Annotated in this window: 18 protein-coding genes; 17 read left to right on the plus strand and 1 reads right to left on the minus strand. The window is 61.9% G+C overall.

The window, feature by feature from the left end:
• Window positions 1–116 precede the first annotated feature (116 nt).
• From VE009_RS12330 to VE009_RS12375, 10 genes are all read left to right on the plus strand, one after another.
• Window positions 117–1,133 (plus strand): NAD(P)-dependent oxidoreductase, encoded by a 1,017-nt coding sequence (locus VE009_RS12330; RefSeq protein WP_325008036.1) that lies wholly within the window; start codon window positions 117–119, stop codon window positions 1,131–1,133.
• Window positions 1,133–2,200, plus strand: a complete 1,068-nt coding sequence (locus VE009_RS12335; RefSeq protein WP_325007960.1) for a dihydrodipicolinate synthase family protein — start codon at window positions 1,133–1,135, stop codon at window positions 2,198–2,200. Before VE009_RS12330 ends, VE009_RS12335 begins: the two co-directional genes overlap by 1 nt.
• Before the next feature lie 157 nt (window positions 2,201–2,357).
• The gene (gene sdaAB / locus VE009_RS12340) at window positions 2,358–3,038 is read left to right on the plus strand and encodes an L-serine ammonia-lyase, iron-sulfur-dependent subunit beta (RefSeq protein ID WP_325007962.1); all 681 of its coding nucleotides are present in this window, start codon (window positions 2,358–2,360) and stop codon (window positions 3,036–3,038) included.
• Entirely contained in the window at window positions 3,035–3,916 is an 882-nt protein-coding gene (sdaAA, locus tag VE009_RS12345) for an L-serine ammonia-lyase, iron-sulfur-dependent, subunit alpha (RefSeq protein ID WP_325007964.1), read from the plus strand. The genes sdaAB and sdaAA overlap by 4 nt, the downstream gene beginning before the upstream one ends.
• A 132-nt stretch (window positions 3,917–4,048) precedes the next feature.
• Window positions 4,049–5,812: a sensor histidine kinase gene (locus VE009_RS12350; RefSeq protein WP_325007966.1), complete on the plus strand. Its 1,764-nt coding sequence runs from the start codon at window positions 4,049–4,051 to the stop codon at window positions 5,810–5,812.
• Window positions 5,781–6,563 carry a response regulator transcription factor gene (locus VE009_RS12355; protein ID WP_325007968.1) on the plus strand — a complete coding sequence of 261 codons (783 nt, stop codon included), beginning with the start codon at window positions 5,781–5,783 and terminating at the stop codon, window positions 6,561–6,563. The genes VE009_RS12350 and VE009_RS12355 overlap by 32 nt, the downstream gene beginning before the upstream one ends.
• Window positions 6,564–6,743: 180 nt before the next feature.
• Window positions 6,744–8,417, plus strand: a complete 1,674-nt coding sequence (locus VE009_RS12360; RefSeq protein ID WP_325007969.1) for a hypothetical protein — start codon at window positions 6,744–6,746, stop codon at window positions 8,415–8,417.
• A 7-nt stretch (window positions 8,418–8,424) separates the two neighbouring features.
• Window positions 8,425–11,763, plus strand: a complete 3,339-nt coding sequence (locus tag VE009_RS12365) for a glycoside hydrolase family 44 protein (RefSeq protein WP_325007971.1) — start codon at window positions 8,425–8,427, stop codon at window positions 11,761–11,763.
• A gap of 44 nt (window positions 11,764–11,807) precedes the next feature.
• Window positions 11,808–13,097: an S-layer homology domain-containing protein gene (locus tag VE009_RS12370; protein WP_325007972.1), complete on the plus strand. Its 1,290-nt coding sequence runs from the start codon at window positions 11,808–11,810 to the stop codon at window positions 13,095–13,097.
• Between the two features lie 170 nt (window positions 13,098–13,267).
• Window positions 13,268–13,681: a gamma-glutamylcyclotransferase family protein gene (locus tag VE009_RS12375; protein ID WP_325007974.1), complete on the plus strand. Its 414-nt coding sequence runs from the start codon at window positions 13,268–13,270 to the stop codon at window positions 13,679–13,681.
• A 54-nt stretch (window positions 13,682–13,735) separates the two neighbouring features.
• On the opposite strand, the gene VE009_RS12380 is transcribed toward VE009_RS12375, so the two are convergent.
• A complete protein-coding gene (locus tag VE009_RS12380) occupies window positions 13,736–15,148 on the minus strand; it encodes a SulP family inorganic anion transporter (protein WP_414694845.1) in 1,413 nt (470 codons plus the stop codon).
• 301 nt (window positions 15,149–15,449) lie between these two features.
• On the opposite strand from VE009_RS12380, the gene VE009_RS12385 reads away from it, so the two are divergent.
• The 7 genes from VE009_RS12385 (at window position 15,450) to VE009_RS12415 (ending at window position 25,682) form a co-directional block, all read left to right on the plus strand.
• Window positions 15,450–17,204, plus strand: a complete 1,755-nt coding sequence (locus tag VE009_RS12385) for a ribonuclease J (RefSeq protein ID WP_325007977.1) — start codon at window positions 15,450–15,452, stop codon at window positions 17,202–17,204.
• Window positions 17,205–17,375: 171 nt separating this feature from the next.
• Window positions 17,376–18,722 (plus strand): ABC transporter substrate-binding protein, encoded by a 1,347-nt coding sequence (locus VE009_RS12390; RefSeq protein WP_325007979.1) that lies wholly within the window; start codon window positions 17,376–17,378, stop codon window positions 18,720–18,722.
• Window positions 18,723–18,801: 79 nt separating this feature from the next.
• A complete protein-coding gene (locus tag VE009_RS12395; protein ID WP_325007981.1) occupies window positions 18,802–19,698 on the plus strand; it encodes a sugar ABC transporter permease in 897 nt (298 codons plus the stop codon).
• 12 nt (window positions 19,699–19,710) lie between these two features.
• Window positions 19,711–20,547 carry a carbohydrate ABC transporter permease gene (locus VE009_RS12400; protein ID WP_325008037.1) on the plus strand — a complete coding sequence of 279 codons (837 nt, stop codon included), beginning with the start codon at window positions 19,711–19,713 and terminating at the stop codon, window positions 20,545–20,547.
• 28 nt (window positions 20,548–20,575) lie between these two features.
• Entirely contained in the window at window positions 20,576–22,399 is a 1,824-nt protein-coding gene (locus VE009_RS12405) for a sensor histidine kinase (RefSeq protein ID WP_325007983.1), read from the plus strand.
• Window positions 22,374–23,996, plus strand: a complete 1,623-nt coding sequence (locus tag VE009_RS12410; RefSeq protein WP_325007985.1) for a response regulator transcription factor — start codon at window positions 22,374–22,376, stop codon at window positions 23,994–23,996. The genes VE009_RS12405 and VE009_RS12410 overlap by 26 nt, the downstream gene beginning before the upstream one ends.
• A gap of 36 nt (window positions 23,997–24,032) precedes the next feature.
• Window positions 24,033–25,682, plus strand: a complete 1,650-nt coding sequence (locus tag VE009_RS12415; RefSeq protein ID WP_325007987.1) for an MGH1-like glycoside hydrolase domain-containing protein — start codon at window positions 24,033–24,035, stop codon at window positions 25,680–25,682.
• The last annotated feature ends 5 nt before the right edge of the window (window positions 25,683–25,687 follow it).

Consider the following 25,687-nt stretch of genomic DNA (forward strand, 5'->3'; position numbering starts at 1 on the left):
TAGTCGAGCTATTTAAAGACAATTTAAAGATTTGTCTCTAAATTCAAACCCGCGTTATGATGGGGCTACAACGACCACACGGCCGCAAACGGCGGGGAAGGCAGGGACAAAGGATGATCGATACAATTGAAGCGTTGGAAGCGAAGCTGGCGGAGCCGTCGGCGCAATTGATCGAAGACATGAAAAGCATCGAGGGCGACATTATGCTGCTCGGCGTCGGCGGGAAGATGGGACCGAGCCTGGCGCGGCTCGCGATGAACGCGATTCGCGCGGCGGGCGTACAGAATCGGGTGATCGGCGTCTCGCGATTTTCGGAAGCGGGGGTGCGCGAGGAGCTCGAGGCGGCGGGCGTGGAGACAATTCCCTGCGACCTCCTGAACGACGAAGCGCTGCAGGCGCTGCCGGAAACGCCGAACGTCATCTACATGGCGGGCAACAAGTTCGGCACGACCGGACGGGAATGGTTCACGTGGGCGATGAACGCCTACTTGCCGGGGCGCGTGGCGGAGAAGTTCCGGCGCTCCCGGATCGTCGTCTTCTCCTCGGGGAACGTGTATCCGTTCACGCCGGTGAAGAGCGGCGGCGCGACGGAGGCGGTGCAGCCGAACCCGGTGGGCGAGTACGGGCAGTCGACGCTCGGACGGGAACGCATCTTCGAATATTTCTCGCACAAGTATGAGATTCCGATGGTCATCTATCGGCTGAACTACGCGATCGACCTTCGCTACGGCGTCCTGCTGGAGCTCGCGAAATCGGTCGCCGCCGGGAAGCCGATCGACGTGACGATGGGGCATGTGAACGTCATCTGGCAGGGCGACGCGAACGAGATCGCGATCCGCTCTCTGCTCCGTTGCAGCGCGCCGCCGAACGTGCTGAACGTTACCGGCCCCGAGACGCTGTCGCTGCGCTGGGCGGCGCAGGAGTTCGGGCGCCGGCTCGGCGCGGCGCCGACGTTCGTCGGCGAGGAGGCGCCGGACGCGCTGCTGAACAACGCCGCGAAGTCGTTCCAGCTGTTCGGGTACCCGAAGGTGTCGGCGCTGCAGATGATCGACTGGATCGCGGACTGGGTGAAAGCCGGCGGAGCGACCTGGAACAAACCGACTCATTTCCAGGAACGGGAGGGGAAGTACTGATGCGGAAGGATCTGACTCCCGCGCAGACGAAGGCGCTGCACGACGGGCTCGTCATCCCGGCGCACCCGCTCGCCCTGAATGCGGATCGGAAGCTCGACGAGCGGCGGCAGCGCGCGCTGACGCGGTATTATATCGCTTCGGGCGCGGGCGGCGTCGCCGTCGGCGTCCACTCGACGCAGTTCGAAATCCGCGATCCCGAGCACAACCTGTACGAGCCGGTCCTCCGGCTCGCCGCGGAGGAAGTCGACCGCGGGAAGCCGGATAGGCCGTTCCTCAAGATCGCGGGGCTGTGCGGGCCGACGGAGCAGGCGCTCGCCGAAGCCGACGCCGCGATTCGTCTCGGCTATGACGCGGGATTGCTCAGCATGGGCGGCCTGCAGGGGCGGACCGAGGAGGAGCTGCTCGCGCGTACGCGCGCCGTCGCCGAACGGATTCCGGTGTTCGGTTTTTATCTCCAGCCGTCGGTCGGCGGCCGTATTTTCAGCTACGACTTCTGGCGGGCGTTCGCCGACATTCCGGGCGTCGTCGCGATCAAGATGGCGCCGTTCAACCGGTACCAGACGATCGACGTCGTCCGGGCGGTCTGCGCGTCGGAGCGGCGCGACGACATCGCGCTGTATACGGGCAACGACGACAATATCGTCGCCGACCTGCTGACGACGTACCGATTCAACGTCGACGGCCGGACGGTCGAAAAGTCGATCGTCGGCGGCTTGCTCGGGCATTGGGCGGTGTGGACGCGCAAAGCGGTCGAGCTGCTCGAGCAAATCAAGGCGGCCAGAGAGCTCGGGCAATTGATCGACCGGGAGTGGCTGACGCGCAACGTCGAAGTGACGGACGCGAACGCGGCGTTTTTCGATCCGGCGCACGGCTTCGCGGGCTGCATCCCCGGCATCCACGAGGTGCTCCGCCGGCAAGGGCTGCTCGAGGGGACGTGGTGCCTCAACCCGCACGAGACGCTGTCGCCGGGCCAGGCCGAAGAAATCGACCGCGTCTATCGAGATTATCCACATTTGAATGACGACGATTTCGTACGCGAACATATAATGGAATGGTATAAGGAATAAAAGGAACGGCTTGACGGCGGGCGAGCGTGCCGAGGATGCGCGGGAGGGCGATCCCGGGCGCGGAGGCGCGGACCGGGCGCGGTGAACACCCGCGCGGCGGCCGCGCTTTGGGCTGCGGGCAAGCGCGCTTGCGGCGGGCCGGCCAGGGGGGAAGGGCATGCGGTTCAAGGATGTGTTTTCCATCATCGGCCCGTCGATGGTCGGGCCGTCCAGCTCGCATACGGCGGGGGCGGCCCGGCTCGGGCGCGTCGCGCGGCAGCTGCTCGGCGAGCCGCCGCGCCGCGCGGACATCGTGTTTTACGGCTCGTTCGCCGATACGTACCGGGGCCACGGCACCGACTTGGCCGTCGTCGGCGGGCTACTCGATTGGGCGACGGACGACGAACGTATCGCCCGGTCGTTCGAGCATGCGGAGGCGGCCGGCCTTCGCGTCGCCATCCGCGCGGGCAAGGCGGTGACGGCGCACCCGAACACGGCGAAAATCAAGCTGGCGGGCGACACGCGCGCCGTCGAGCTGATCGGCGCCTCGATCGGCGGAGGCAACATTGAGGTGCATGCGGTGGACGGCTTCGACGTCAAATTTACCGCCATGTATCCGACGCTGCTCATCGCCCACCGGGACCGCCCCGGCATGCTGGCGGAGGTGACGGCGGCGCTCAGCCGCGAGGGCGTCAACATCGGCTATGCGGACGTCGACCGCAAAAGCCGCAGCGGGGATGCCCTGACGGTCATCGAGACCGACTCGCCCGTCCCGGGGCCGCTGCTTGATCAGCTGCGCGGCCTGCGCGACGTACAAGACGTGCGGGCGATCGATCTGGAAGGCGGGGGGACGCCATGAGATTCAAGACGCTGCAGGAGCTGGCGGCCGTCAGCGAGGCGAACGGCGCGACGATCGCCGAGACGATGCTGGAGGATCAAGCGGCGGAATCCGGCCGGCCGAGGGACGAAGAGTTTCGGAAGATGGCCGGCTACTGGGCCGTCATGAAAGAGGCGGTCCGGCGCGGCTTGACCGAAGACACGACGTCGCGCAGCGGCTTAACCGGCGGAGACGCCAAACGGGTGCACGCGCTCGTCGAACGCGGCGGCGCGGCGCTCGGCGGCGACGCGGCCCGGGCGATGGCGTACGCGCTCGCGGTCTCCGAGGTGAACGCGTCGATGGGCCGCATCGTCGCCACGCCGACGGCCGGCTCGTGCGGCATCATCCCCGGCGCGTTCGCCGCCGCGCAGGAGCGGCACGGCTGGTCCGACGAGGCGATGACGCGCGGGCTGTTCGCCGCCGGCGCGATCGGCTACGTCATCGCCAACAACTCGTTCGTCTCCGGCGCCGAAGGCGGCTGCCAGGCCGAGGTCGGTTCGGCGATCGGCATGGCCGCGGGCGCCCTGACGGAGCTGCGGGGCGGCACGCCGTCGCAGGCCGTCCACGCCGTCGGACTCGCGCTGAAAAACTCGCTCGGCCTGATCTGCGATCCGGTCGGCGGCCTCGTGGAGGTGCCGTGCATCGTCCGCAACGGCTTCGGCGCCGTCACGGCGCTCGCCGCGAGCGACATGGCGCTGGCGGGCGTCCGCAGCGTCATCCCGTCGGACGAAGTGATTCAGGTGATGCTGGAGGTCGGCGCCGGCATGCCGGAGAAGCACCGGGAGACGGCGAAGGGCGGGCTCGCCCGAACGCCGACCGGCCGCAAAATTATGCGCGATCTATACAAAAAGAAGCGGTAACGACCGGCCCTTCCCGGCCTTCGGGGAGGGCCGATTTTTGTTTCCTGCGCCGCGCGTCCCGTTTCCGCGAAGAGGAAGGCGGCGATCCGCGTCGAAAGAAGTAGGAAGCCAAGCCCACGGAGGTTCCGAGAAGTGAAGCTCATTACGAAGGTCATCCTGCTGATCGTCAGCTTGATGACGCCGGTGATCGCCTTATATGCCCTCTCGCATCGGCAAAGCACCGCCATCGTCGAAGAACAAATTACGATCGCCAATCAGAACCGGCTGGCGATTTTCATGCAGCAGATCGAAGGCACGATGGAGCAGGTGTCCCAATACTCGAGCGTCATCGCGCAGGATCCGGATTTCGCGAAGCTCGCGGGCAACGTCATCCCCACGACAGGCTACGATTATGCGGTGCTGCTGGATACGCTGCAGGACAAACTGAAGCTGTTCAGCACGTCCACGGCGTGGATGAACCGGATCAACATCTACTTCCCTTCCTCGGCATCCGCGGTGTCATCTTATTCTTTGATTCCTTACGACGAAATGTACTTGCGATTGAACGCGGCCCCCCGCTGGGCGTTCCGGACCGTTCACGTGGACGGACTCGGGAAGCGGGCGTTCTCCCGCTTTTTCATCGAGCCGCCTTCCGCGACCGCCGACCTGACCAAAGCGACGATGATCGTCGAGGTCGATCTGATGGCGGACAATATCGTGTCGCTGCTCGACAGCTTCAAAACGAAAGGAAACAACGACCCGTTCCTCTACAAATCGAAGCATGAATACGTCCTGAATACGAGCGCGGACCGGGAGCTGATCCGGGAGTTGATCCAAACCGGCATGCTCGGCTGGGCCGATTGGAGCGAGGGCGGGCATGTCGTCGCGCTGAAAGGCGAGCGGTACCTCGTGTACGGCCTGACCTCGGACGAACTGCGCTGGACGCTGGTCGACTACATCCCGCTGGACGAAATATTGACGCCCGTCACGTACAGCCGAAATTTGTTCTTCGCGACGGCCGGACTGCTCGTGCTGATGGGGGCGGGGGCCGCGTATTTGATTTACTCGCAGGTGCAGGTGCCGATTCGGATGCTGCGCGACGGGGCCGAGCGGCTCGAGCGCGGGGAGCTTTCGGTGCGCGTATCGGACGCGAAGCACGGCGATTTCGCGCGGCTTATTCGGCAGTTCAACCGAATGGCGGCGAAAATGCAGCATTTGATCGAGAAAGTGTACAGCGAGGAGCTGCGGGCGAAGGAAGCGGTCATGAAGCAGCTGCAGTCGCAAATCAACCCGCATTTTCTATATAACAGCTTGGCGTACATCGTGAGCATGGCCCAAATGAAGCGGGTCGATCCGGTCATAACGATGGCGTACAGTTTAGCCGATTATTATCGGTATACGACGCGCAGCGACAGGATGGTCACGACCGTGCGCGAAGAGATCGCCTTCGTAAAGTCTTATATTGAAATCATGGATATGCAGCTGAACAAAATCGACGTCCGCATCGACATTCCCGAGGCGCTGGAGCCGCTCGTCATCCCGCGCCTTCTGTTCCAGCCGATCGCCGAGAACGCCATCGCGCACGGGCTCGAGCCGAAAATGGGTCCCGGCGCGATCGTCATCGAAGGCCGGGCGGAAGCGGGGATCGTAAGGTTTCGCATCGCGGACGACGGCGTCGGCATGACGGAGGACGAGCTGGAGAGGCTGAACGAAACGATCCGGAGGCCGGCGTCGTCCGGCGACAGTTTCGGGCTGTGGAACGTGCATCAACGGCTGGTGCACCGGTACGGCCCGGAAGCGGGGCTCGCCGTGTGCCGTTCCGCCATGGGAGGCGTCGAAGTATGGATCAGTTGGCCGCTGGCGGCGGAGGGGGAAGAGGGGGAACATGGTAGCGGTACTCATCGTAGACGATCATAAGCATTTGGTGGAGAGCCTGCTCTCCTGCGTTCCGTGGGAGGAAGCGGGCGTCACCGGCGTGCACGGCGCTTACTCCGGGGGAGAGGCGCTCGAAACGCTAAGGTCGAAGAACATCGGCATCCTCGTCACCGACATTCGCATGCCGGGCATGTCCGGTCTTGAGCTGATCGAGCGGGCGCGCGCCGACCGGCCGGAGCTGCACTGCATTCTGCTGACCGGGCACGCGGAATTCGAATACGCCCGGAGGGCGATCGAGCTGCAGACGTTCCGGTATCTGATGAAGCCGGTGCGCACGAACGAGCTGGTGGAGACGGTCCGCCTGCTGACGGCGAGCTCGCGAGCCCCCGCAGCCGAAGCCGCCGCGGCCGAGCCCGCTGCGCCGGAACCCCCGGCGGAGCTCCCCGCCGAGCCGGCGGAAGCCAAGGATTACCGGCGCAAGACGGTGGAGGCGGTGCACGAATTCGTGCGGGAGCGGCTCGGCGCCGACGTTACGCTGACGGCGATCGCGGAACGCGTCCACCTGCATCCCGTGTATTTATCCAAGCTGTACAAGGAAACGACCGGAACAAAGCTGAGCGACTATATTCTAAACGCGCGCATCGACAAGGCGAAGGAGCTGCTCCTTCGCTCTCCGATGAAAATTTATGAAATCAGCGAAGCGGTCGGGTACCGAAGCACGCAGCATTTCATCACGGAATTTAAAAAAATAGTCGGCATGACCCCGAAAGCGTATCAGTCGCTGCATCGTTAATGGATTCCGGCAGGAATCCATTTTTTGTTGGCAGTCGATCAAACGGTTAAGAAACCGACACGAATCTTGAAAAGCCGACATTACGTTCGGAGCCCGCCACCCCGTTAAATAGTAGAGTAGTGACTCTCAAAAGGCGGGAGGGTTGTAACGAACGCGCGGAAGGCGGAAAGGTGATGCGGGATGAAACGATGGATGCGTAGAGAACTGTTGCTTGGATGGACGCTGACCGCCGCGCTGGCGGCCGCCGGATGCATGTCGTCCGGCGAAGCGCCGCTTCGGGAGGAGCCGGCCGCGATTGCCGCGGAATCGGAGCGCTACGATCCGCCGGTATCGATCTCGACGGCGCTCGTGCTGAACGACAGCGACTTGAAGAAGCTGAAAGCGCCGGACACGATCGAAGACAATCCGATCACCCGGTGGGCGCGCGACTCGCTCGGCGTCGTCCAGACATACAAGTGGGTGCTGCCGGACGAAGCGGCGCTGAAAAACAAAGTGAAGATGGCGATCGCGGGCGGCGAAGAGCTGCCTGACGCGATCTACCTCAACGATTCGATTTTGCCGGAGCTGCTGGACGACATCGCCGCTTCCGGGCGGTTCATGGAGGTGGAGGAGGCGTTCGAGCGGTACGCGTCCCCTCGGCTGAAGGAGGCGTACGCCAAAAATCCGGATGTCTGGAAAACCGTCCGATGGGAAGGGACGGCTTGGGGGCTGCCGCAAATATCGGACGGCAAAATCGGCGACCCGATCCTGTGGGTACGCGAGGATTGGCTGGATGCGCTGGGGCTGGCGGCGCCGACGACGATCGCCGAGCTGGAGGAGGTGCTCGAGGCGTTCACGAGCGGCGATCCGGACGGAGACGGCGAGGCGGACACGTTCGGTCTCGCGCTCGCGGGGAAGCATTCGTTGAACGCTTGGCTCGGCGACGCCAGCTTCTTGTTCGGCGCGAACGGCAACCAGCCGTATCAATGGAACCGGATGCCCGACGGGACGCTCGCCTACGGCTCCGTGCAGCCCGAAATCGTGCGGAGCCTGACGACGCTGCGCGGTTGGTATGCGAAAGGCTGGCTGCATCCGAATTTCGCGACGCACGACGAATGGACCGCGGCGACGATGTTCGCGTCCGGGGAAGCCGGCGTCGTTTCCGCGCCCGGCTGGATGGGCGGCTGGCCTTTGGCCGAAACCGGGCCCGACCGCGACGGCAAGCAGCCCGTATTTCGGCCGCTGCCGTTCCCGTCGGGCGAGGACGGCAAAGTCGGACGCCGGGGCTCTAAAATTTCGTACGGGAGCTACGTGTTCCGCAAAGATTTCGAGCATATGGAAGCCGTCTTCCGATACATGGACGAAGTGTACGGGGCGTTCGTCGAGGACCCGGAGTCCGTCTTCCGGCACGGCTTCGGCGAAAATTACGACTACCTGATACGGGACGGCGAAGCCATATACGATTTCCCGGGCGCGACGACGGCGATCTCTTCCTTCCTCATGGTGGCGCCGGGCGGCGTCCCCCCTGGAGTGCTGGAAGAAAGCTTGGAATCTCGGGTGTACCGGGGGAAGATCGAAACCGTGTACGAAAAGAAGCTGAACGCGACTAACGCGCGATTGTATTTGGAAGGCCGGATCGTCGGGGATGCGCAGCTCGCGCACGCCCAGAAGGACGAATTCGTCGGGGCGCCGAGCGCGTCCATGCAGGCGAAATGGCCCGCTTTGCAGCAGCTGGAGAAGGAAGTGTTCTTGAAAATCGTCTACGGGAAAGAAGGCCCGGAGGCGTTCGAGCGGTTCGTGCGCGATTGGCACGCATACGGCGGCGCCGACATTACCGCCGAAATCAATGCATGGGACGAGGAAAACGGGGAGTGATTCAAGGTTGGCAACGTTATGGAGAATGCGGATTTCGATGTTGCTCGCCGCGCTGCTGCTGGCCGGAACGGCCGCATCGTGGTTCGGTTCGAGCGCGCAGGCGGAAGTCGTCTCCGAATCTGTCATTTACGGCGACGCATTAGGCGCGAACATCGTCGATCACAGCTGGGCCGAGCGATCGCTGGAGGAAACCGGAACGGTCCGCTCCGGGGAACGCTCGATCCGGCTGAGCCCGAGCATGGGCAAAGCATTATATTTGTATAGCAAACGGCAATTTTTGACGAACGATTACAACACGCTGGAGTTTTGGATCCACGGCGGCACGTCGGGCGGGCAGCTGCTGAACGTCGTGTTCCAGGCGGGCGGCAAGCCCGTCGCGAAGGTCGATTTGAACGACTACCTCGAGGAGGGAGGGCTCCGGGCGGGCGTTTGGCAGCAGGTGCGCATCAATTTGCCGCCGCTTCGGATGCCGAACGGGCTGTTCGACGGCATTCTCCTTCAAGACAAAAGACATTCGATCCAAGGGGACGTCTTCATAGACGATATGCGCCTCGCGATGGATACCGAGCCGGCGCCGAACCGGCCGCCGAAGCCGGTGTACGAACAAATCGTCGCGTACGATAACGCGCTTCGCCCGGGCTTCCAAGGCTTCGTCTACGGCGATCATGCGTGGGACGCTTCCGAGCCGGTCCGGTCTGCGCCGACCGCCATCCGGACGGTGCCTGCGCCGGGGAAATTTTTGTACATCTACAAAGACCGGGTCGTGAAAACGAACGAATACGTCACGCTGGAGTTTTGGATACACGGCGGCGACGCCGGCGGGCAGCAGGTCGATCTCAAGCTGCGCATGGGCGGCGTCGATCAGGTGACGCTCGATCTCAACGATTATGTAAGCGGCGGCTCGATCAAACCGGGCGAATGGGAGAAGGTGACGATTCCAATCGGATCGCTCCCGCTGCCGAATCAGATCATGGACGGCATCATGTTCGTCGGGCGCGGAGGCGACTCGCAGCCTGCGCTGTACGTGGACGACATCGCGTTCGTGAAGCAAACGTATCAGCAGCCCGCGCTGTCGTCGATCGCGTTCGCCTCCCCGTCGCTGCTCATGTACGCGGGGAACGCGGAGACGCCCGTGCTGCGGGCGAATTACGACAACGGCTTCGTCGAGACGGTGACGGAGAACGTCTACTGGCATTCCGCCGCGCCGGACGTCGTCCGCGCGGAGAACGGCCGCCTCGAAGCGCTGGCCCAAGGGGACACGGTCGTGACCGCGACGTACGAGAACGTATCGACGACGCTGCAGGTGAAGGTGATCGAGGCGGTCGCCGAACCGATTTACGACGACGCATTGGCTTCGGAGTTCGACGATTGGAGCTGGGCGAAGCGGGATCTGTCGTCTACGGCGTACGTCCGCTCGGGCGCGAGCGCGATCGAGATGCTGCCGCGATGGTGGCAGGGCGTTTATTTTAATCGGGAAGAAAGCCTCGCCGTAGAGGATTATTACGGCTTCGAATTTTGGATTCACGGCGGCGCCGCCGGCGGGCAGAGCATCCGGTTCGTCGTGCAGGAGCTGAACACGATTCTCGGCTCCGTCGTGCTCGACGACGTGCTGCCGAAGGGGATCCTCGCGAACGAATGGCAGAAGGTGACCGTACGCTTCCAGGACATGGGCATCGCGAGCGGCTATTTTAACGCCATCGTGTTCCAAGCGTGGGACGAAAGCGTGCAGCAGCCGGTCTACATCGACGACGTCAAGCTGCTCCGATACAAGGACCGCGTCGAAAGCCCGACGCCTCCGGTCGGCGAAGCGAATGTCGCGATCGACACGCGCCTCGACCGCCGGGACATCGATCCGGACATTTACGGCGTGAATTACGAGGAGATCGAGCCGGACGACGTCTCGCCGATGACGGAATATCCGGTGATGCGGTGGGGCGGCAATTCGGTCACGCGGTACAATTGGGAACTGAACGTGCAGAACCACGCGTCCGACTGGTTTTTCATGAATTTGCCGAAAACGAACGCGCCGAACGAGACGCTGCCGCACGGCTCGCGCTCCGATCAATGGATCGATAAGACGCTCGCGAACGGCTCGAAGGTGCTGCTCCAGGTGCCGACGATCGGCTGGACGCCGAAGGATCGCGCGGTGAACGTCGGCTTCTCCGTCGAGAAGTACGGGCCGCAGCAGCAGACGGAATGCTCGTACGGCGGCTGGTGGTGCAACCCGGACGCAGGCAACGGCATCCGTCCCGACGGGACGCTCATTACGGGCAACGACCCGCATGACACGTCCAAGGAGATCGGCCCCGAGTTCGTGCAGCGGTGGATTCGACACATTCAAAGCCGCGTCGGCGACCAAGTGAACAACTATGCGCTCGACAACGAGCCGATGCTGTGGCCGTATACGCACCGGGACGTTCATCCGGAAATGACGACGTACGATGAAATTTGGGGATATACGGAGGCGTACGGGAAGGCGATCAAGGAAGTCGATCCGGATGCGAACATTTTCGGGCCGGTCGTGTGGGGCTGGTGCGCGTATATGTATTCGGCCGCGGACGGCTGCTCGCCGGGCGACGATTACAAAAACCATGGCGACAAGCCGTTCTTGGAATGGTACTTGGAACAGGTGCGGGCGTACGAAGAGGAAACCGGGATTCGCTTAATCGACTACCTCGATATCCATTACTACCCGATGGAGGCGGGCGTGGCGATTTCGGAGGACGAATCGCGGGCGGTGTCCGCCCGGCGCCTGAAGTCGCTCAAGTCGCTGTACGATCCGACGTTCCGCGACAGCTCGTCGTGGATTTGGGAGCCGGTCAACCTCATCCCGCGCATGAAAGAGATGATCGAACGGACGGCGCCGGGCACGAAGCTCGCCATCTCCGAATACAACTTCGGCAACGGCCGAGGCATCAGCAGCGGGCTGGCGCAGGCCGAGGCGCTGGCGATTTTCGGCCGCGAAGGCGTAGATCTTGCGACCCGCTGGGGACAGCCGCTCGCGAATACGCCGGTCGAGGACGCGTTCAAGCTGTATTTGAACTATGACGGTCAAGGCAGCCGCATCGAGGGGGACAGCGTCCGCGCGGTCAGCTCGAACGTCGACCATGTCGGCTCGTACGCGATTCACGGCGACGACGGCACGCTTTACATTTTGCTGTTCAACAAAGATACGACCGCGAAGCGAACGACGGTATCCGTCGACGGGCAAAGCCTTGCGGCGGGCGACGTGTACCGCTTCGATGCGGCGAACCGGCTCGGCTTCCTCGAGACGATCCCGATGCAGGACGACGTCGTCCTCGAGCTGCCGGCGCGGTCCGCGACGCTGATCGTCGCGAGGCCGTGACGGAGCGATTCCGCGCGGGCATGAAGGGAAAGGATGTCGGACGAATGAACGAATCATGGCGCAAGCGCTGCGCGGCGGCGGCGCTCGCCCTGCTCTTGTCGGCAGGGAGCGGCCTCGCCGGGGCGGCGAGCTTCAAGGACGTGCCGGCGGGAGCCTGGTACGCGGATACGCTGCAGTGGGCGGTCGAACGGAGCATCGTCTCCGGTTATGGAGACGGCACGTTCCGTCCCGATTCGCAGCCGACGGAGGCGGAGTTCCTCGCCATGCTGTTCCGGGCGGCGGGCGTGGGTGACATGCGGGCGGCGAAGGCGGGCGAACCGTGGTATGCGCCGTATTATGAGCGGGCGAGAGAGCTCGGCTACCCCGTGACGCAGCGGCCGGACGCCCCGATCCGCCGGGGCCATGCCGCGCGGTTGATCGCCGCGTCCTTCGGGAAGACGCTCGGCGAGAACGAGGGAATCGCGTTCGTGCTGGCGTCGAGCATCTCCAACGGGCGCACGAGCGCAACCGTCGCCGGCTACGACGCGAACGGCTTCATGAGCCGGGCGGAGGCGATCGTCTTCGTGCAGCGGACGGACGCGCATCGCGCGAAGCTCGACGAGGAGCGGAAGAACGCCGAGAAGGCGAAGGGGCGCAAGCCGGCGGGCCAAGGCGCCGTCGCGGGCGTCCTGGGAGGCGCGGGAAGCGGCAGCCCGGATACCGGCCACGCAGGGAATGGAAACCCGGACACAGGCAACCCGGGCAGCGGGAACCCTGGTGGAGGGAACCCTGGTGGTGGCGGGAACCCCGGTGGAGGGAACCCAGGCACAGGCAACCCGGATTCGGGGAACCCCGGGAGCGGGAATCCCGGCGGCGGCAATCCGGATCATGGAAACGGCAGCCCGGGGAACGGAAACGGGAATCCGGGGAACGGCAGCCCGGACGGAGGCGGCGAGCGGCCGGGTCCCGTCCGGTCGAACGAGAACGAGCAGGTGTTGACCGCGCTGCTCGAGCAGCAGTTGGGCAGCTTGGGCCTCGCCCGCGCGGAGACGGCCCAAGGCGTCGCGGTCAGCCATCCCGAGCGCGAGGGCGGGGGGGCGGTGCTGGCGAAAACCGAGGACAATCTCGGCTACGTGCAGGTGTTCGACGACGCCAACGGCGCGGTGCTGGACGCCGCTCATGCGCTTTTGGTGTATGCAGGCGTCGCCATCGACAAGCGGGCGTACGACGACATGATCGATCGGGTGAGCCGAAGCGGGTCGAACGGCGCGATCAAAATCGGCGGACAGCTGATTACGTTCGTGCGCGGCGCGACTCCGGGGCAATTGACGATTCATTATACGTTAATGCAATAATCGTACGGGCCGCCCGGGAGGGCGGCTCGTCGCCGTTTGCGGAGCGCCAGGGGATTGTTTGTATGTGTCAGTTTACATGACATAATCGTTCGCGGAACGCGTCTTTACTGGCGCAGCCGAAAGCCGGCATGGTACCATAGAGTAAAGATCGGTACGGGGAGAGGCATACCTTGGATCAAAAACAGAGATATGTTTTCGTGTACGGCACGCTGCTGCGGGGGGAAGCGAACCACGCTCGGCTGAAGCACGCAGAGCTGGCGGGGGAGCAAGCGAGCCTCTTGGGAGCGTCGCTAGTCGATACCGGCCGGGGATATCCGGCGATGCTGCTCGGCGGCGCCGGCGCCGTCGCGGGGGAAGTGTACGAGATCGACGAACGGACGCTGCGCTCGTTGGACGAGTTGGAAGATTACTATGGCGAGGGCGATCGGCGCAACGAATACGAGCGGATCGAAGTCGAAGTCGACGTCGAGGCGGGGGAGCGCCGCATTCGCGCATGGACATACGTGTACCGAAGCGCTCCGGCGAACGCGGTTCCGATCCCGGCGGGCGATTGGCGGGCGTATCGCCGCAGCCTGGCGGGATAACGAAACATCCGCCCGGGAATTCCGGACGGATGCGATACGTTCGTTATGATATTGTCAGTGGCCCGACGATGCGGCTAACCCGACTTTGTCGACGAGCGAACGGCTTTCCTCGTTCAGTCCCTCGATGCGGACGGTTTTGCCGGCTTGCTGGTATTTCGCGACGACTTTCGCGATCGCCGTCACGGCGGATTGATCCCAGACGTGCATCTGATGGAAATCGAGGATGATTTGCTGCGGATCGTCCTTCGCGTCGAACGCGTCGACGAACGCGGTCGTCGTGCCGAAGAACAGCTGCCCCTGCAGCTTGTAACGCTTCGCCCCGTTCGGCGCTAGTTCGCTGCGGACCGCGATGTGCGAAGCGATCCGCCAGCCGAAGATGAGGGCGCTCAGGACGACGCCGACGCCGACGCCGAGCGCCAGGTTATGCGTGTACACGGTGACCGCGACGGTAGCGAGCATGACGACCGTGTCCGGCACGGGCACCTTGTTCATGCGGAACACCGACTTCCAGTCGAACGTGCTGATCGACACCATGATCATGACGCCGACGAGCGCCGCCATCGGAATGCGCGCGACGACGTCGTCGAGGACGAGAATGAGGAAGAGCAGAACGACGCCCGCGACGAGCGTCGACAAGCGTCCGCGGCCGCCGGATTTGACGTTGATGACGGATTGCCCGATCATCGCGCAGCCCGCCATGCCGCCGAAGAAGCCGGTGATCGTGTTGGCGATGCCTTGGCCGCGAATTTCGCGGTTTTTGTCGCTGCGCGTTTCGGTCGCTTCGTCGACGATGGTGGCCGTCATCAGCGATTCCAGAATGCCGACGAGCGCGAGCGGCAGCGCATACGGCAAGATAATCCAAAGCGTTTCGAGCGTGAGCGGAACCATCGGGACGTGGAACAGCGGGAACGCGGAAGGCAGGGCGCCCATGTCGCCGACCGTATTTACATCAAAGCCTGCCGATATGGTTATAATAGTAATCACGATGATAGCAGCGAGAGCGGACGGAACGGCTTTCGTCAGCCGCGGCAAACCATAGATGATCGCGAGCGTAGCGGCGACGAGCGCATACATAATCCAAGATTGGCCTTGAAAGTGAACGAGCTGCGCCATGAAAATCAAAATCGCGAGCGCGTTGACGAAGCCGATGACGACGGATTGCGGTATAAATGTTAAAAACTTGCCGAGCTTCAGGATGCCGAGGACGATTTGGATCAGTCCCGTCAGCACGGTGGCCGCCAGCAAGTACTCGAGACCGTGCTCCTTGACGAGCGTCACCATGAGCAGCGCCATGGCGCCCGTGGCCGCCGAGATCATGCCGGGACGTCCGCCCGCGAAAGCGATAATGACAGCGATGCTGAAGGAAGCGTATAGGCCCACCTTCGGATCGACGCCGGCGATGATCGAGAACGCGATCGCCTCCGGAATGAGCGCGAGCGCGACGGTAATGCCGGCCAGCACGTCCATCCGGATGTTCGAAAACCATGTTTCTTTCAGTTGCAATAAATTCAACAGTAGGGTCCTCTCTTTCTCAATGATTTAATGAAAATTGGCCTCCCACTCTCAGGTCGGCCGGGTCCGGTTCGTTCCATGGCTCATTATACATACAAAGACTTCGAATGACTATACGTTATTAAGTAAAAGGAAGAAATTTAGAGCTTTCGCTACAAAAGCTTGGCGGAAAGAAGTATAATGGAAACGTTTGTACTCTCTTGCGGCTTATTGAAGCGTTAAGCTCATAAAAATATACCTATAAAGGAAGCAAAGCATGAATCAAATCGCAGAATCAAAATCGGAATCGCCGAAGTCGAAGAAAAAGCGGGCGCCTTACGTCAAAATATTCGCGCTCGGAGGTCTCGACGAAATCGGCAAAAACATGTACGCAGTGCAGTACGGCCGCGAAATTATCGTTGTCGACGCCGGGGTAAAGTTCCCAGGTCCGGATATGCCGGGGGTCGATTACATCATCCCGAACATCCGGTATTTGCTGGAAAATAAGGATATGGTCAAAGCCATCATCCTGACGCACGGCCACGAGGACCACATCGGCGGTTTGCCTTTCGTGCTCCAGCAGCTGAAGGTGCCGATTTACGGCGCTTCGCTGACGATCGGCTTCGTCCGCGCCAAGCTCGAAGAGCATCATTTGGCGAAATCGACGGAGCTCCATTTGGTGGACGAACATTCCGTTCTGAAGTTTGGCTCCATGTCCGTCGAATTTTTCCGTACGCACCACAGCATCCCGGACTCATTAGGCATCGTTATCCAGACGCCGCAAGGCAACATCGTGCACACGGGCGACTTCAAATTCGACATGACGCCTGCGGATAAGCCGACCGATTGGGGACGGCTCGCCGAAATCGGGCGCAAGGGCGTTCTGGCGCTGCTCGCGGACAGCACGAATAGCGAGAAGCCGGGCTTCACGCCGTCCGAGAAGACGGTCGGGAACGCCATCAAGGAGACGTTCTTCGGCTGCCGCGGCCGCATCCTGTTCGCGACGTTCGCGTCGAACGTGCATCGCCTGCAGCAGGTCGTCGAGGCGGCGGAGGCGACCGGACGGCGCGTCGCGATCATCGGCCGCAGCATGGAGCGCGCGTTCCGGATCGGGCAGGAGCTCGGGTACATCCGGCTCGCGAAGGATACCTTGATCGACGTCAATCAGATCGACCGGCATCCGGACCACAGCATTTGCATCATCTGTACCGGAAGCCAGGGCGAGCCGAACGCGGCGCTGACGCGCATCGCCAACGGCTCGCACCAGAAGGTCGCCATCTACCCGGACGACACGATCATTTTCTCCGCGTCGCCGATTCCGGGCAACACGCAGAACGTCAACCGCAGCATCGACAGGCTGCTCCGAGCCGGCGCGGAGGTCATCTCCGGCTCCATCATGGACATCCATGCGTCCGGCCACGGCTGCCAGGAAGATTTGAAGCTGATGCATTCGTTCCTTCGTCCGACGTATTTCATGCCGATCCACGGGGAGCACCGGATGCTCGTCCAGCACGCGATGCTGGCGGAGAGCCTCGGCATGAAGCGCGAGAACATTTTCGTACTCGACAACGGCCAGACGCTGAACGTGTCCCGCCGGATGGCGCGCATCGGCAAGCCGGTTCACGCCGGCGCGGTGCTCGTCAAGGGCGGCACGATCAGCGAGTGGGAGAGCTCCGTGACGGAGGAGCGCCGGCAGCTCGCGGACAGCGGCGTCATCATCGTCAACGTCGTCGTGGACGCGTCGCAGAACAAAATGCTCGCGGGCCCGGACCTCGTTACGCGCGGCTTCATCTACGTGCGGGAGGCCGGCGACATTCTCGCGCAGGCGACGCGCGTGCTGAAGCGCTCGATCGCGAAGCTCCAGAAGAAAGAAAAATTCCACCGCCGCGGGTGGGAGGAGTCGATCTCGAAGACGCTCTCCTCTTACTTCGAAACGACGATGGGACGTTCGCCGCTCGTTCTTCCGGTGCTGATGGACGTCAGCGGGAAGCGGGAGACGGCCGCTAAGGCCGTCGTATCCGAAGCGAATTAATAAAACTAGGGCTTGCCATGCAGCCGGAACGCCGCTGCAGGGCAAGCCTTCTTTTTTACCCGATCTGAGTTTTCTTAAGACAATGCTAACTTTTGTTTATTTAAAGCGGTTACACAATTTCGTACGATGAATACAGAAGCAAACATCACATAGAAACCAGGGGTGAACCAATTGAAAAGGAAAAATTGGTTTGTAACGTTGTCGTGCGCGATGCTGCTGCTCGCCGCATGCTCTTCGAACGGCGGCAGCGCGCCGGGGGCGCAGAGCGGAACGGGCGGCGGCGAACAGCCGGCAGGAGAGACGAAGACGGCGCCGGCGGAAGAAAAGATCGAGCTGCGGATGTCGTGGTGGGGCTCGCAGGAGCGGCATGACAAGACGCTTCAGGCGATCGAGCTGTTCGAGGCGAAATACCCGCACATTACGATCGTCGGCGAATATTCCGGCTTCGACGGCTATTTCGACAAGCTGAACACGCAGCTGGCCGCAGGCAACGCGCCGGACATTATCCAGCTCGGCGGCAACATCAAAGAGTATTACGAGCGCGGAGCGTTGGCGCCGCTCGACGAATATCTGGGCGACGTACTCTCCGTAGCCGATCTGTCCGAGTCGATGATCAAAGAAGCCACATTCGACGGTAAGTATTACGGCGTCACGGTCGGCGTCAGCGGAACGGGCATTTTGGTGAACAAGCGGCTGTTCCAGGAAGCGAACGTGCCGCTGCCTCCGAAAGAGTGGACGAGAGAGGAATACAACCAACTGATTCTTACGCTTTCCGAGAACCTCGGGGAAGGCATCTACGGCTCCTACGACTTATCGGGCAACAAGCCGGCGTTCACGGACTTCCTGGCGAGCGAAGGCAAGCAGGTGTACAAGGACGGCAAGCTCGATTTTACGAAGGAAGATATGATCCGCTGGTTCACGATGTGGGATGAGCTGCGCAAAGCGAATGCCATCGTGCCGCCGGAGATGCAAGTGGCGAACAACCCGGACGCAGCGGACAAATCGCTCGTCGTCAAAGGGCAGGTCGCGATGCAGTACACGTCGGCGTCGCAAATTTTCGGCTTCCAGCAGCTGACGCAGGACGAGCTGGGCCTCCTCACGAGCCCGAACGGTCCGATGGGCACCGGCATGTATCCGCCGCCGTCCGGCCAGTTCATGACGGTGTACGGGAAATCGGAGCATCCGAAGGAAGCGGCGATGTTTATCGATTTCATGGTGAACAACGAGGAAGCCGCTACGGTGCTTGGCAATACGCGAGGCGTGCCGCCGTCCGAGAAGGTGCGGGAGCTGCTGTCGCAAACGTCTTCCCCGGTGGATAAGGTGCTTTACGACTATATCAGCTTGTCCAACGAAGTGGCGAGCAACTTCGAGTACGAAATTTTCCCGCTCGACAACGAATTCGTCAACCTGCTTCGGCTGACGAGCGAGCAAATCGCGTTCGGCCAAATGTCGGTCGAGAAAGCGGTCGATCAGTTCATGGTCGAAGCGGAAAAGCTGCTCGCGAAAGCGAAGCAATAAACCCAATACAATCGTAGACAGAGCGGGGGAGGGGCGGGAATCGCTCCTCCCCCGTATAACGGAAAGGGCGGTGGAACACATGAACATGACGAAATGGAAAACCGGCGCGGTCGGATACGCGTTTTTGCTGCCGTGGTTGGTCGGGTTGTTCGCGTTTTATTTGGGACCGATCATCGCATCTTTTTACTTGTCTTTTACCCAGTACGACATGTTCAATGCCCCGAAATGGATCGGGGTGCAAAATTACGCGCAAATTTTTACCGACGATTACCGGATGCGCGATTCGGTGAAGGCGACCTTCGCGTACGTGCTGCTGTCGGTGCCGCTGCGCCTCGCCTTCGCGCTGTTCATCGCGATCCTGCTGAACCAAAACCTGCGGCACTTGAATTTCTACCGCACCGTGTATTACATCCCGTCGCTGCTCGGGGGCAGCGTCGCGATCTCGATCCTGTGGAAGCAGGTGTTCGACGGAGACGGCTTGTTCAACCGGGGTCTGGCGATGCTAGGCGTCCAAGGGCCTTCCTGGATTTCCGATCCGAACTATGCGATTTACTCGCTCGTCGGGCTGTCCGTCTGGCAGTTCGGGGCGGTCATGATCATTTTCCTCGCGGGGCTTAAGCAAATTCCCGGAGAGCTGTACGAAGCGGCCACGGTCGACGGCGCCGGCGCCATGAGGAAGTTTTGGCGCATTACGCTGCCGCTGCTCACGCCGGTCATTTTCTTCAACCTCGTCGTTACGGTCATTCAATCGTTCCAGACGTTCACGAAAGCGTTCATTATCAGCGGAGGCACCGGCGGCCCGGTCAATTCGACGCTGCTGTACTCGCTGTACTTATATATTCGCGGGTTCTCGTATTTGGAGATGGGATACGCCTCGGCGCTGGCGTGGCTTTTGCTCGCGATCATCGCCGCGTTCACGGGGCTGCTGTTTTTATCTTCCCGCTATTGGGTGTACTACTCGGATGGGGGGCGATAAGCGATGAAAGGAATGACGATGACGAACATGCGCGCGCTGTCGCTTCACGCGTTCATCCTCGCGTTCGGCGCACTGATGCTGTATCCGGTGCTGTGGCTCTTCAGCAGCTCGTTCAAGCCGACCGACATCATCTTCACCGATCCGCGGCTGTGGCCCGCGAGCGTAACGCTGCAGCATTACGTCGAAGGATGGTTCGGGCTGCGCAACATTCAATTCGGCCGGTTTTTCTTGAATTCGCTGATCATCTGTTTGTTGGCGGTCGTCGGCAACATCATCAGCTCGTCCATGGCGGCGTTCGCGTTCGCGCGCATCTCGTTCCCGCTGCGAAATCTGTGGTTCGCGATCATGCTCGGCACGATCATGCTGCCGGGGCACGTAACGCTCATCCCGCAGTATATCATTTTCCACAAGCTCGGCTGGGTCGATACGTTCCTGCCGCTGACGGTGCCGAAATTCGTCGCGGAAGCGTTTTACGTATTCCTGATCGTGCAGTTTATCCGCGGCATTCCGAAGGAGCTCGACGAGAGCGCGAAGATCGACGGCTGCGGCACGTTGACATTGTATTTGCGCGTGATCATGCCGCTGGCCGCGCCGGCGCTCATTACGACGGGCATTTTCACCTTCATGGGCACGTGGGACGACTTTTTCAGCCAGCTCATTTACTTGAGCGATATCAGCAAGTTTACGGTGCCGCTGGGTCTCAGGCTGTTCCTCGATTCGTCGGGCGATTCGAACTGGGGCGCGGTGTTCGCGATGTCGGTCTTGTCGATCGTGCCGAGTTTGCTCGTCTTTTTCGCCGGACAGCGGTATTTCGTGGAAGGCATAGCCACGACGGGATTGAAGGGGTAAAGTAGAGGAAAACGGAAGAGGGCCGAACATGCGCTCCATACTCGCATATCCCAAAAAATTGTTCGCCATTATCGTGCTCTGCTTCTTCGGGTTGAACGCGCTGTTCCTGCTCGTTTCCGGGGCTGCGTTTTATGCGACGTACACCGAACTGGCGTATCGGGAAATCAAGGAAGCGAAGTCGGATCTGCTGCAGGCGTCGTCGCATCAGCTGTCGAATTACGTGAAGGGCATCCAGGACACGGCGGTTTTCATCGTCACGAACGACATGGTTCAGGATCACTTGTCGACGCGCCCCGAGAGCTTCTTCGAATTTCATACCCGGTCGAAAGAGATCTATGACTACTTGCTTCGCATGCAGTCGGTGAAGGAAGGCATTCATTCTATCGAGCTGTATACGGATCAATACGCGGGCTATACGCCGGTGCAGGATAATTTCTTGTACTCGTACGAGGAGGCGCAGCGGCAAGGATGGCTGAGCGGACTGACCGAGGCGGACGGGTTTTGGAGCTCGGCGCGGGAGGGCGCCGCCGGGTCGGGACGGCCGCCGATGGTCAGCTACGTGCACCGGGTGATGGGCGACGGCGGTCAAACGCTCGGCGTCGTTAAAATCAACATCCCGGCGCGCGAGCTGTTCCGGGCGCTGTCCCTCGCGTACCCCGCCGACGACAGCGACGATTACTACATTCTCATGGATACCCGCGGCAAATACATCGCTTCGACGCTGCCGGAAGGCGAAGCGGTGCGGTACGGGGCGGCGTCGGCCGTCGAACCGGAGCGGGTCGCGGGCGGGCTCGCGCGGTCGAACGAGGCGAACCCCGTCGACATCGCGGGCCGGACGTACAGCATCATTCATGCGGACGGCGGCACCGCCAATTGGAAGCTGACCCAGCTGCTCGCGCGCGACGTCTTCGTCGGCAGCCGCGAGCAGGTGCAGCGGCTGACGATCATGCTGCTGAGCGTATTGATCGTCGTTTCGATTCCGGTCGTCTTCTGGATTTCTCGGAAGCTGACGTCGCCGATCGGGGACATCGTCGAGGCGATGCGCACCGTGGAGAAAGGGGATTTCTCCGTTCGCATCCAAGGCTCCTCGATCTATGAATATCAATATTTGACCTCGCAATTTAATCGCATGGTGAGCCGCCTGAAGGAACTGATGTGGCAGGTCAACAAAGAGCATACCGACCGCCGGGAGGCGGAGATGCGGCTGCTGCAGGCTCAGATCAAGCCGCATTTCCTGTACAACACGCTCGACATGATTCACTGGCGCGCGTTGGATTATAACGCCCGGGACATCAGCCAGATGGTGCATCAGCTGTCGAAGCTGTTCCGGATCGGTCTCAGCAACGACAAATGGTACGTCGCGCTCAAAGACGAGTTCGTGCACGCGGACTGCTACATGACGATTCAAAAATATCGCCAGCAGTTCCCGATTCGCTATACGGAGAACGTGCAGAAGGAGCTGTACGGCTGTCTCATTCCGAAAATCGTGCTTCAGCCGTTCCTTGAGAACGCTGTCATCCACGGCTTCCGCGGCCGCAAGGAGGAAGCGGCGATCGAGGTGACGGCGGAGCGCGCGGCGCAAGACAACGAAGAGGTGCTCGTCCTGCGCATTCGCGACAACGGCGTCGGGCTGCCGGAAGGGTTCGACGTGCGGACCGCGAAGGGCATCGGCATCCGCAACGTGATCCAGCGCATTCGGCTGTACTGCGGGCCGCAGTACGGCGTCGCCGTCCGGCCCGCCCCGGGCGGGGGCGCCGAGGTTGAAATTCGGCTGCCGCTCGTCCGCGACGAAGAAGAAATCGAAAGGCTGAGAAGGAGCTTATGGCATGAAGACGATACTGCTGGCGGATGACGATCAATACGTCATCGAGGGACTGATGAGGCATATCCCGTGGGACGAACTGGGCGTCCGCGTCGTCGGCACCGCCGCCGACGGGAAGGAAGCGTTCGAGAAATTCCGCGCGCTGAAGCCGGATATCGTCATTACGGACGTCTACATGCCCGAGATGGACGGCTTCCAGCTGACGGAAGCGATTCTCGCCGTCGATCCGGACGTGCCGGTCGTGTTCTTGAGCGGCTATGACGATTTCGCGAACGCCCGGAAAGCGGTATCCTTCGGCATCCAGCATTTCCTGCTGAAGCCGCCGAGCCTGACGGAAATCGTGTTCGTCGTCCGCGAGGTCATCGAAGCGCTGGACGAGAACCGCGAGCGCGACGAGCTGCTGAAAAAATACGTGAGCCAGCAGCATGTGCTCCGGCAGTCGATGCGCGACGCGTTCTTCCGCGATCTGCTGTCGACCCGGTACCGGCCCGACGAGCTGCCGGAGCAGCGGATCGCGTTCATGGAACTGCCGCCGCCGGACGTGTCGATCCAAACGCTCAGCATCCGGCTCATTCGTTCGGAGGCGTTAAACCGAAAGAAGGAGCGGGATTGGCAGCTGCTTCGTTTCGGAACCGGCAATATCGTGCGGGAGGTGCTGGCGCGGGAGCTCGAGAGCAGCGCGAACGTGTCGGCGGAGGTCGTCGAATATACGGATAAGGAGTTCGTCGTCGTCTTCTTAGGCGTAGACCCGTCCGCGCCGCTCCCGGCCGAGGCGATCATGAATGTATCGACGCACATCGTCGACAACGTGCTCAAGTTTATGAAAATTTCCGTCATGGGCGGGCTCGGCCGGCCGTACCGCGGCTATCACGCGGTCATCGATTCGTATCTCGACAGTCAGGTCGCGGTCGAGCACGCGGAAATGAGCGAGATCAACCGGATTTATCGGTTCGAGGACGTCCGCGATTCCAGCGAGGGGAAGCAAGCGTCCCTGGATTGGATCGGGAGAATCAACGAAGCGATCTACCAGAAGCAGCCGTCCATCGTCATGGAGCTGTGGCAGCGGTTTAAGCGGCAGCTCGAGACCGAAACCGCTTCCCTGCCCGTCCTGCGAGGCGCCTACGCGGGCGTCATCAGCGCGCTGTGGACGGCGTGGTGCGCGTCGTCGGACGAAGGCGCCGTCGACGTCGGGCTCGAGGAGCTGCTGCTGGCGCTCCATCGCTGCGAAAGCGCCAAGCAGGCGACCGAATGGACGGAGGAGCAGATCGGCCGGTGGCTGCAGCGGATGACGGAATCCGTGCAGGGGAAGAAAAGCCACGCGCTCGTCGAGCGGGTCGTGAAGGAGTACGTGGAGACGTGCTATCACAAAACGATTACGCTCGAGGAGATCGCCGCCGAGCTGCATGTGAACCGCAATTATTTGAGCCAGCTGTTCAAGCGGGTGACCGGGGAGCCGTTCGTTACCTATTTGAACAAATACCGGGTCGAAAAAGCGAAGGAGCTGATCGGCACGGGCAAATACATGATTTACGAGATCAGCGAGATGGTCGGCTTTCAAAACTCCACGTATTTCAGCCAAGTGTTCAAGTCGATCGCCGGCTGCAGTCCGTCCGAATACGTTCGGTAACATCATTTTCACGAGGAGAAACGGGGCGTAACGAAAATGAAATCCGCATTGCGCAAATTGAGATCGATCGACGCGCTTGAACGGATCGGCGCGGGGGCGGCCGATCCGCTCGTCGGCGAGTTCGTCCGCGAGGGCGCGAAATTCGCCGTCGCCGTTGACGGCGAGCCGCGGCTCGAAGAAACTTATTATACGGCCGCCAGGAAATTGCTGGATTGCATTAAGCCGAACGGGGACGGCCAGCCGATCTTGCAGGAGGGCGGCGTGTACTTCGGCTGCTGGCTGGAGAGCACCGGCACGATCAACGCGGAGCTGCTGTCGCGCTTTCTGCCGACGGTCGCGCGCGGCACGTTCGAGCAGTTCGCCGATTTGCAGCGGGAGGACGGGCTGCTCCCTTACAAGATCACCGGAGAGGGAGCCGTGTTCAAGCAAATTCAGCTCGTCACGCCGCCGGCGCGAAGCGTCTGGAACCATGCGGCGCTGCACGGGGAAGACGACGAGTACTTGCGCAAGATGTACGACGCGTTGAGCCGGTACGACGGCTGGCTGGCGGCGAACCGAGATACGCGCGGGACGGGCTGCGTCGAGGCGTTCTGCGCCTTCGATACCGGGCATGACTTGTCCGCCCGCTTCTGGCACGTGCCGGATACGCCGTACCGGAACGACCCGTCCCGGTACGACCCGCACTCTCCGGTGCTGCCGTTCCTCGCGCCGGATTTGACGGCGAGCGTGTACTGCTCCCGCTTGTATTTAAAGCGCATGGCGGAGCGGCTGGGCCTTGCGGAGGAAGCCGCGCGATGGGCGGAGCGGGCCGAGGCGTCGCTGCGCAGCTTGTTCGAGCACTGCTACGACGCCGGCGACGATTTCTTCTACGACGTCGACCGGACCGGCAGCTTCGTCCGCGTCCAGTCCGACGTGCTGCTGCGCGTGCTCGCCTGCGAAGTCGGCGACGATGCGCTGTTCGAGCGGATGCTGCGAAAATATTTGCTCAACACGCGGAAATTTTTCGCCAAATATCCGTATCCGTCGGTCGCGATGGACGACCCGCGGTTCGACCCGCACGCCGCTCAGAACTCCTGGTCGGGGCCGACCAATTTCCTCAGCCTCATTCGGACGGCGCACGCGTTCGAAGCGCACGGCCGGCATGTGGAGCTGACGTGGATTTTGCAGCCGATCGTGTCCGCGGTTTCGCGGATGGAACGGTTCGCGCAGACGTTGAACCCGTGGACCGGCGAAGAAGGCTATACGGAGACGTATTCGCCGGCGATTCTGTGCGCCTTGGATTTCATCGAGCGGCTGTGCGGCGTCCTGCCGACGCCGAACGGAGACGTCTGGCTGACGGGGCTGCTGCCGGCGACGCGCGATCACGGCGTCGCGCTGGCGGCGGAGACGGCTTATGCGCGGACGATCGACGGACGTTCTTATGAATTGGTCAACGGCGCGGACGAGTGCGAATGGTACGTCGACGGGGCGCTCGTCTGCCGGTTCCCGGCGGGCGTGCGGCTCGTGGCGGACCGGCGTGGCGCGCTCCAGTCGATCGTCGGCATGGCGGCGGGCGGCGTCGAGGGCGTCGTCGAATACGAAGGTCGCGCGTACCCGATCCGCCTCGCGGGGAACGAGGTCGCCGCGTTCCGGGACGGCCTGTTCGTCACGGCGTCCGCGCCGGGCGTCGCGTCCATTACTTATTAAGCGGG

The sequence above is a fragment of the Paenibacillus sp. genome (assembly GCF_035645195.1).
Taxonomy (GTDB): domain Bacteria; phylum Bacillota; class Bacilli; order Paenibacillales; family YIM-B00363; genus Paenibacillus_AE.

Bases quoted from the DNA above. Each gene is read 5' to 3' on its own strand.
- VE009_RS12360 (WP_325007969.1), top strand. From the start codon at position 6,744: ATGAAACGATGGATGCGTAGAGAACTGTTGCTTGGATGGACGCTGACC.
- VE009_RS12385 (WP_325007977.1), top strand. From the start codon at position 15,450: ATGAATCAAATCGCAGAATCAAAATCGGAATCGCCGAAGTCGAAGAAA.
- VE009_RS12355 (WP_325007968.1), top strand. From the start codon at position 5,781: ATGGTAGCGGTACTCATCGTAGACGATCATAAGCATTTGGTGGAGAGC.
- sdaAB (WP_325007962.1), top strand. From the start codon at position 2,358: ATGCGGTTCAAGGATGTGTTTTCCATCATCGGCCCGTCGATGGTCGGG.
- VE009_RS12415 (WP_325007987.1), top strand. From the start codon at position 24,033: ATGAAATCCGCATTGCGCAAATTGAGATCGATCGACGCGCTTGAACGG.
- VE009_RS12400 (WP_325008037.1), top strand. From the start codon at position 19,711: ATGACGATGACGAACATGCGCGCGCTGTCGCTTCACGCGTTCATCCTC.
- VE009_RS12335 (WP_325007960.1), top strand. From the start codon at position 1,133: ATGCGGAAGGATCTGACTCCCGCGCAGACGAAGGCGCTGCACGACGGG.
- VE009_RS12370 (WP_325007972.1), top strand. From the start codon at position 11,808: ATGAACGAATCATGGCGCAAGCGCTGCGCGGCGGCGGCGCTCGCCCTG.
- VE009_RS12410 (WP_325007985.1), top strand. From the start codon at position 22,374: ATGAAGACGATACTGCTGGCGGATGACGATCAATACGTCATCGAGGGA.
- VE009_RS12405 (WP_325007983.1), top strand. From the start codon at position 20,576: ATGCGCTCCATACTCGCATATCCCAAAAAATTGTTCGCCATTATCGTG.
- sdaAA (WP_325007964.1), top strand. From the start codon at position 3,035: ATGAGATTCAAGACGCTGCAGGAGCTGGCGGCCGTCAGCGAGGCGAAC.
- VE009_RS12380 (WP_414694845.1), bottom strand. From the start codon at position 15,148: ATGGACGTGCTGGCCGGCATTACCGTCGCGCTCGCGCTCATTCCGGAG.
- VE009_RS12395 (WP_325007981.1), top strand. From the start codon at position 18,802: ATGAACATGACGAAATGGAAAACCGGCGCGGTCGGATACGCGTTTTTG.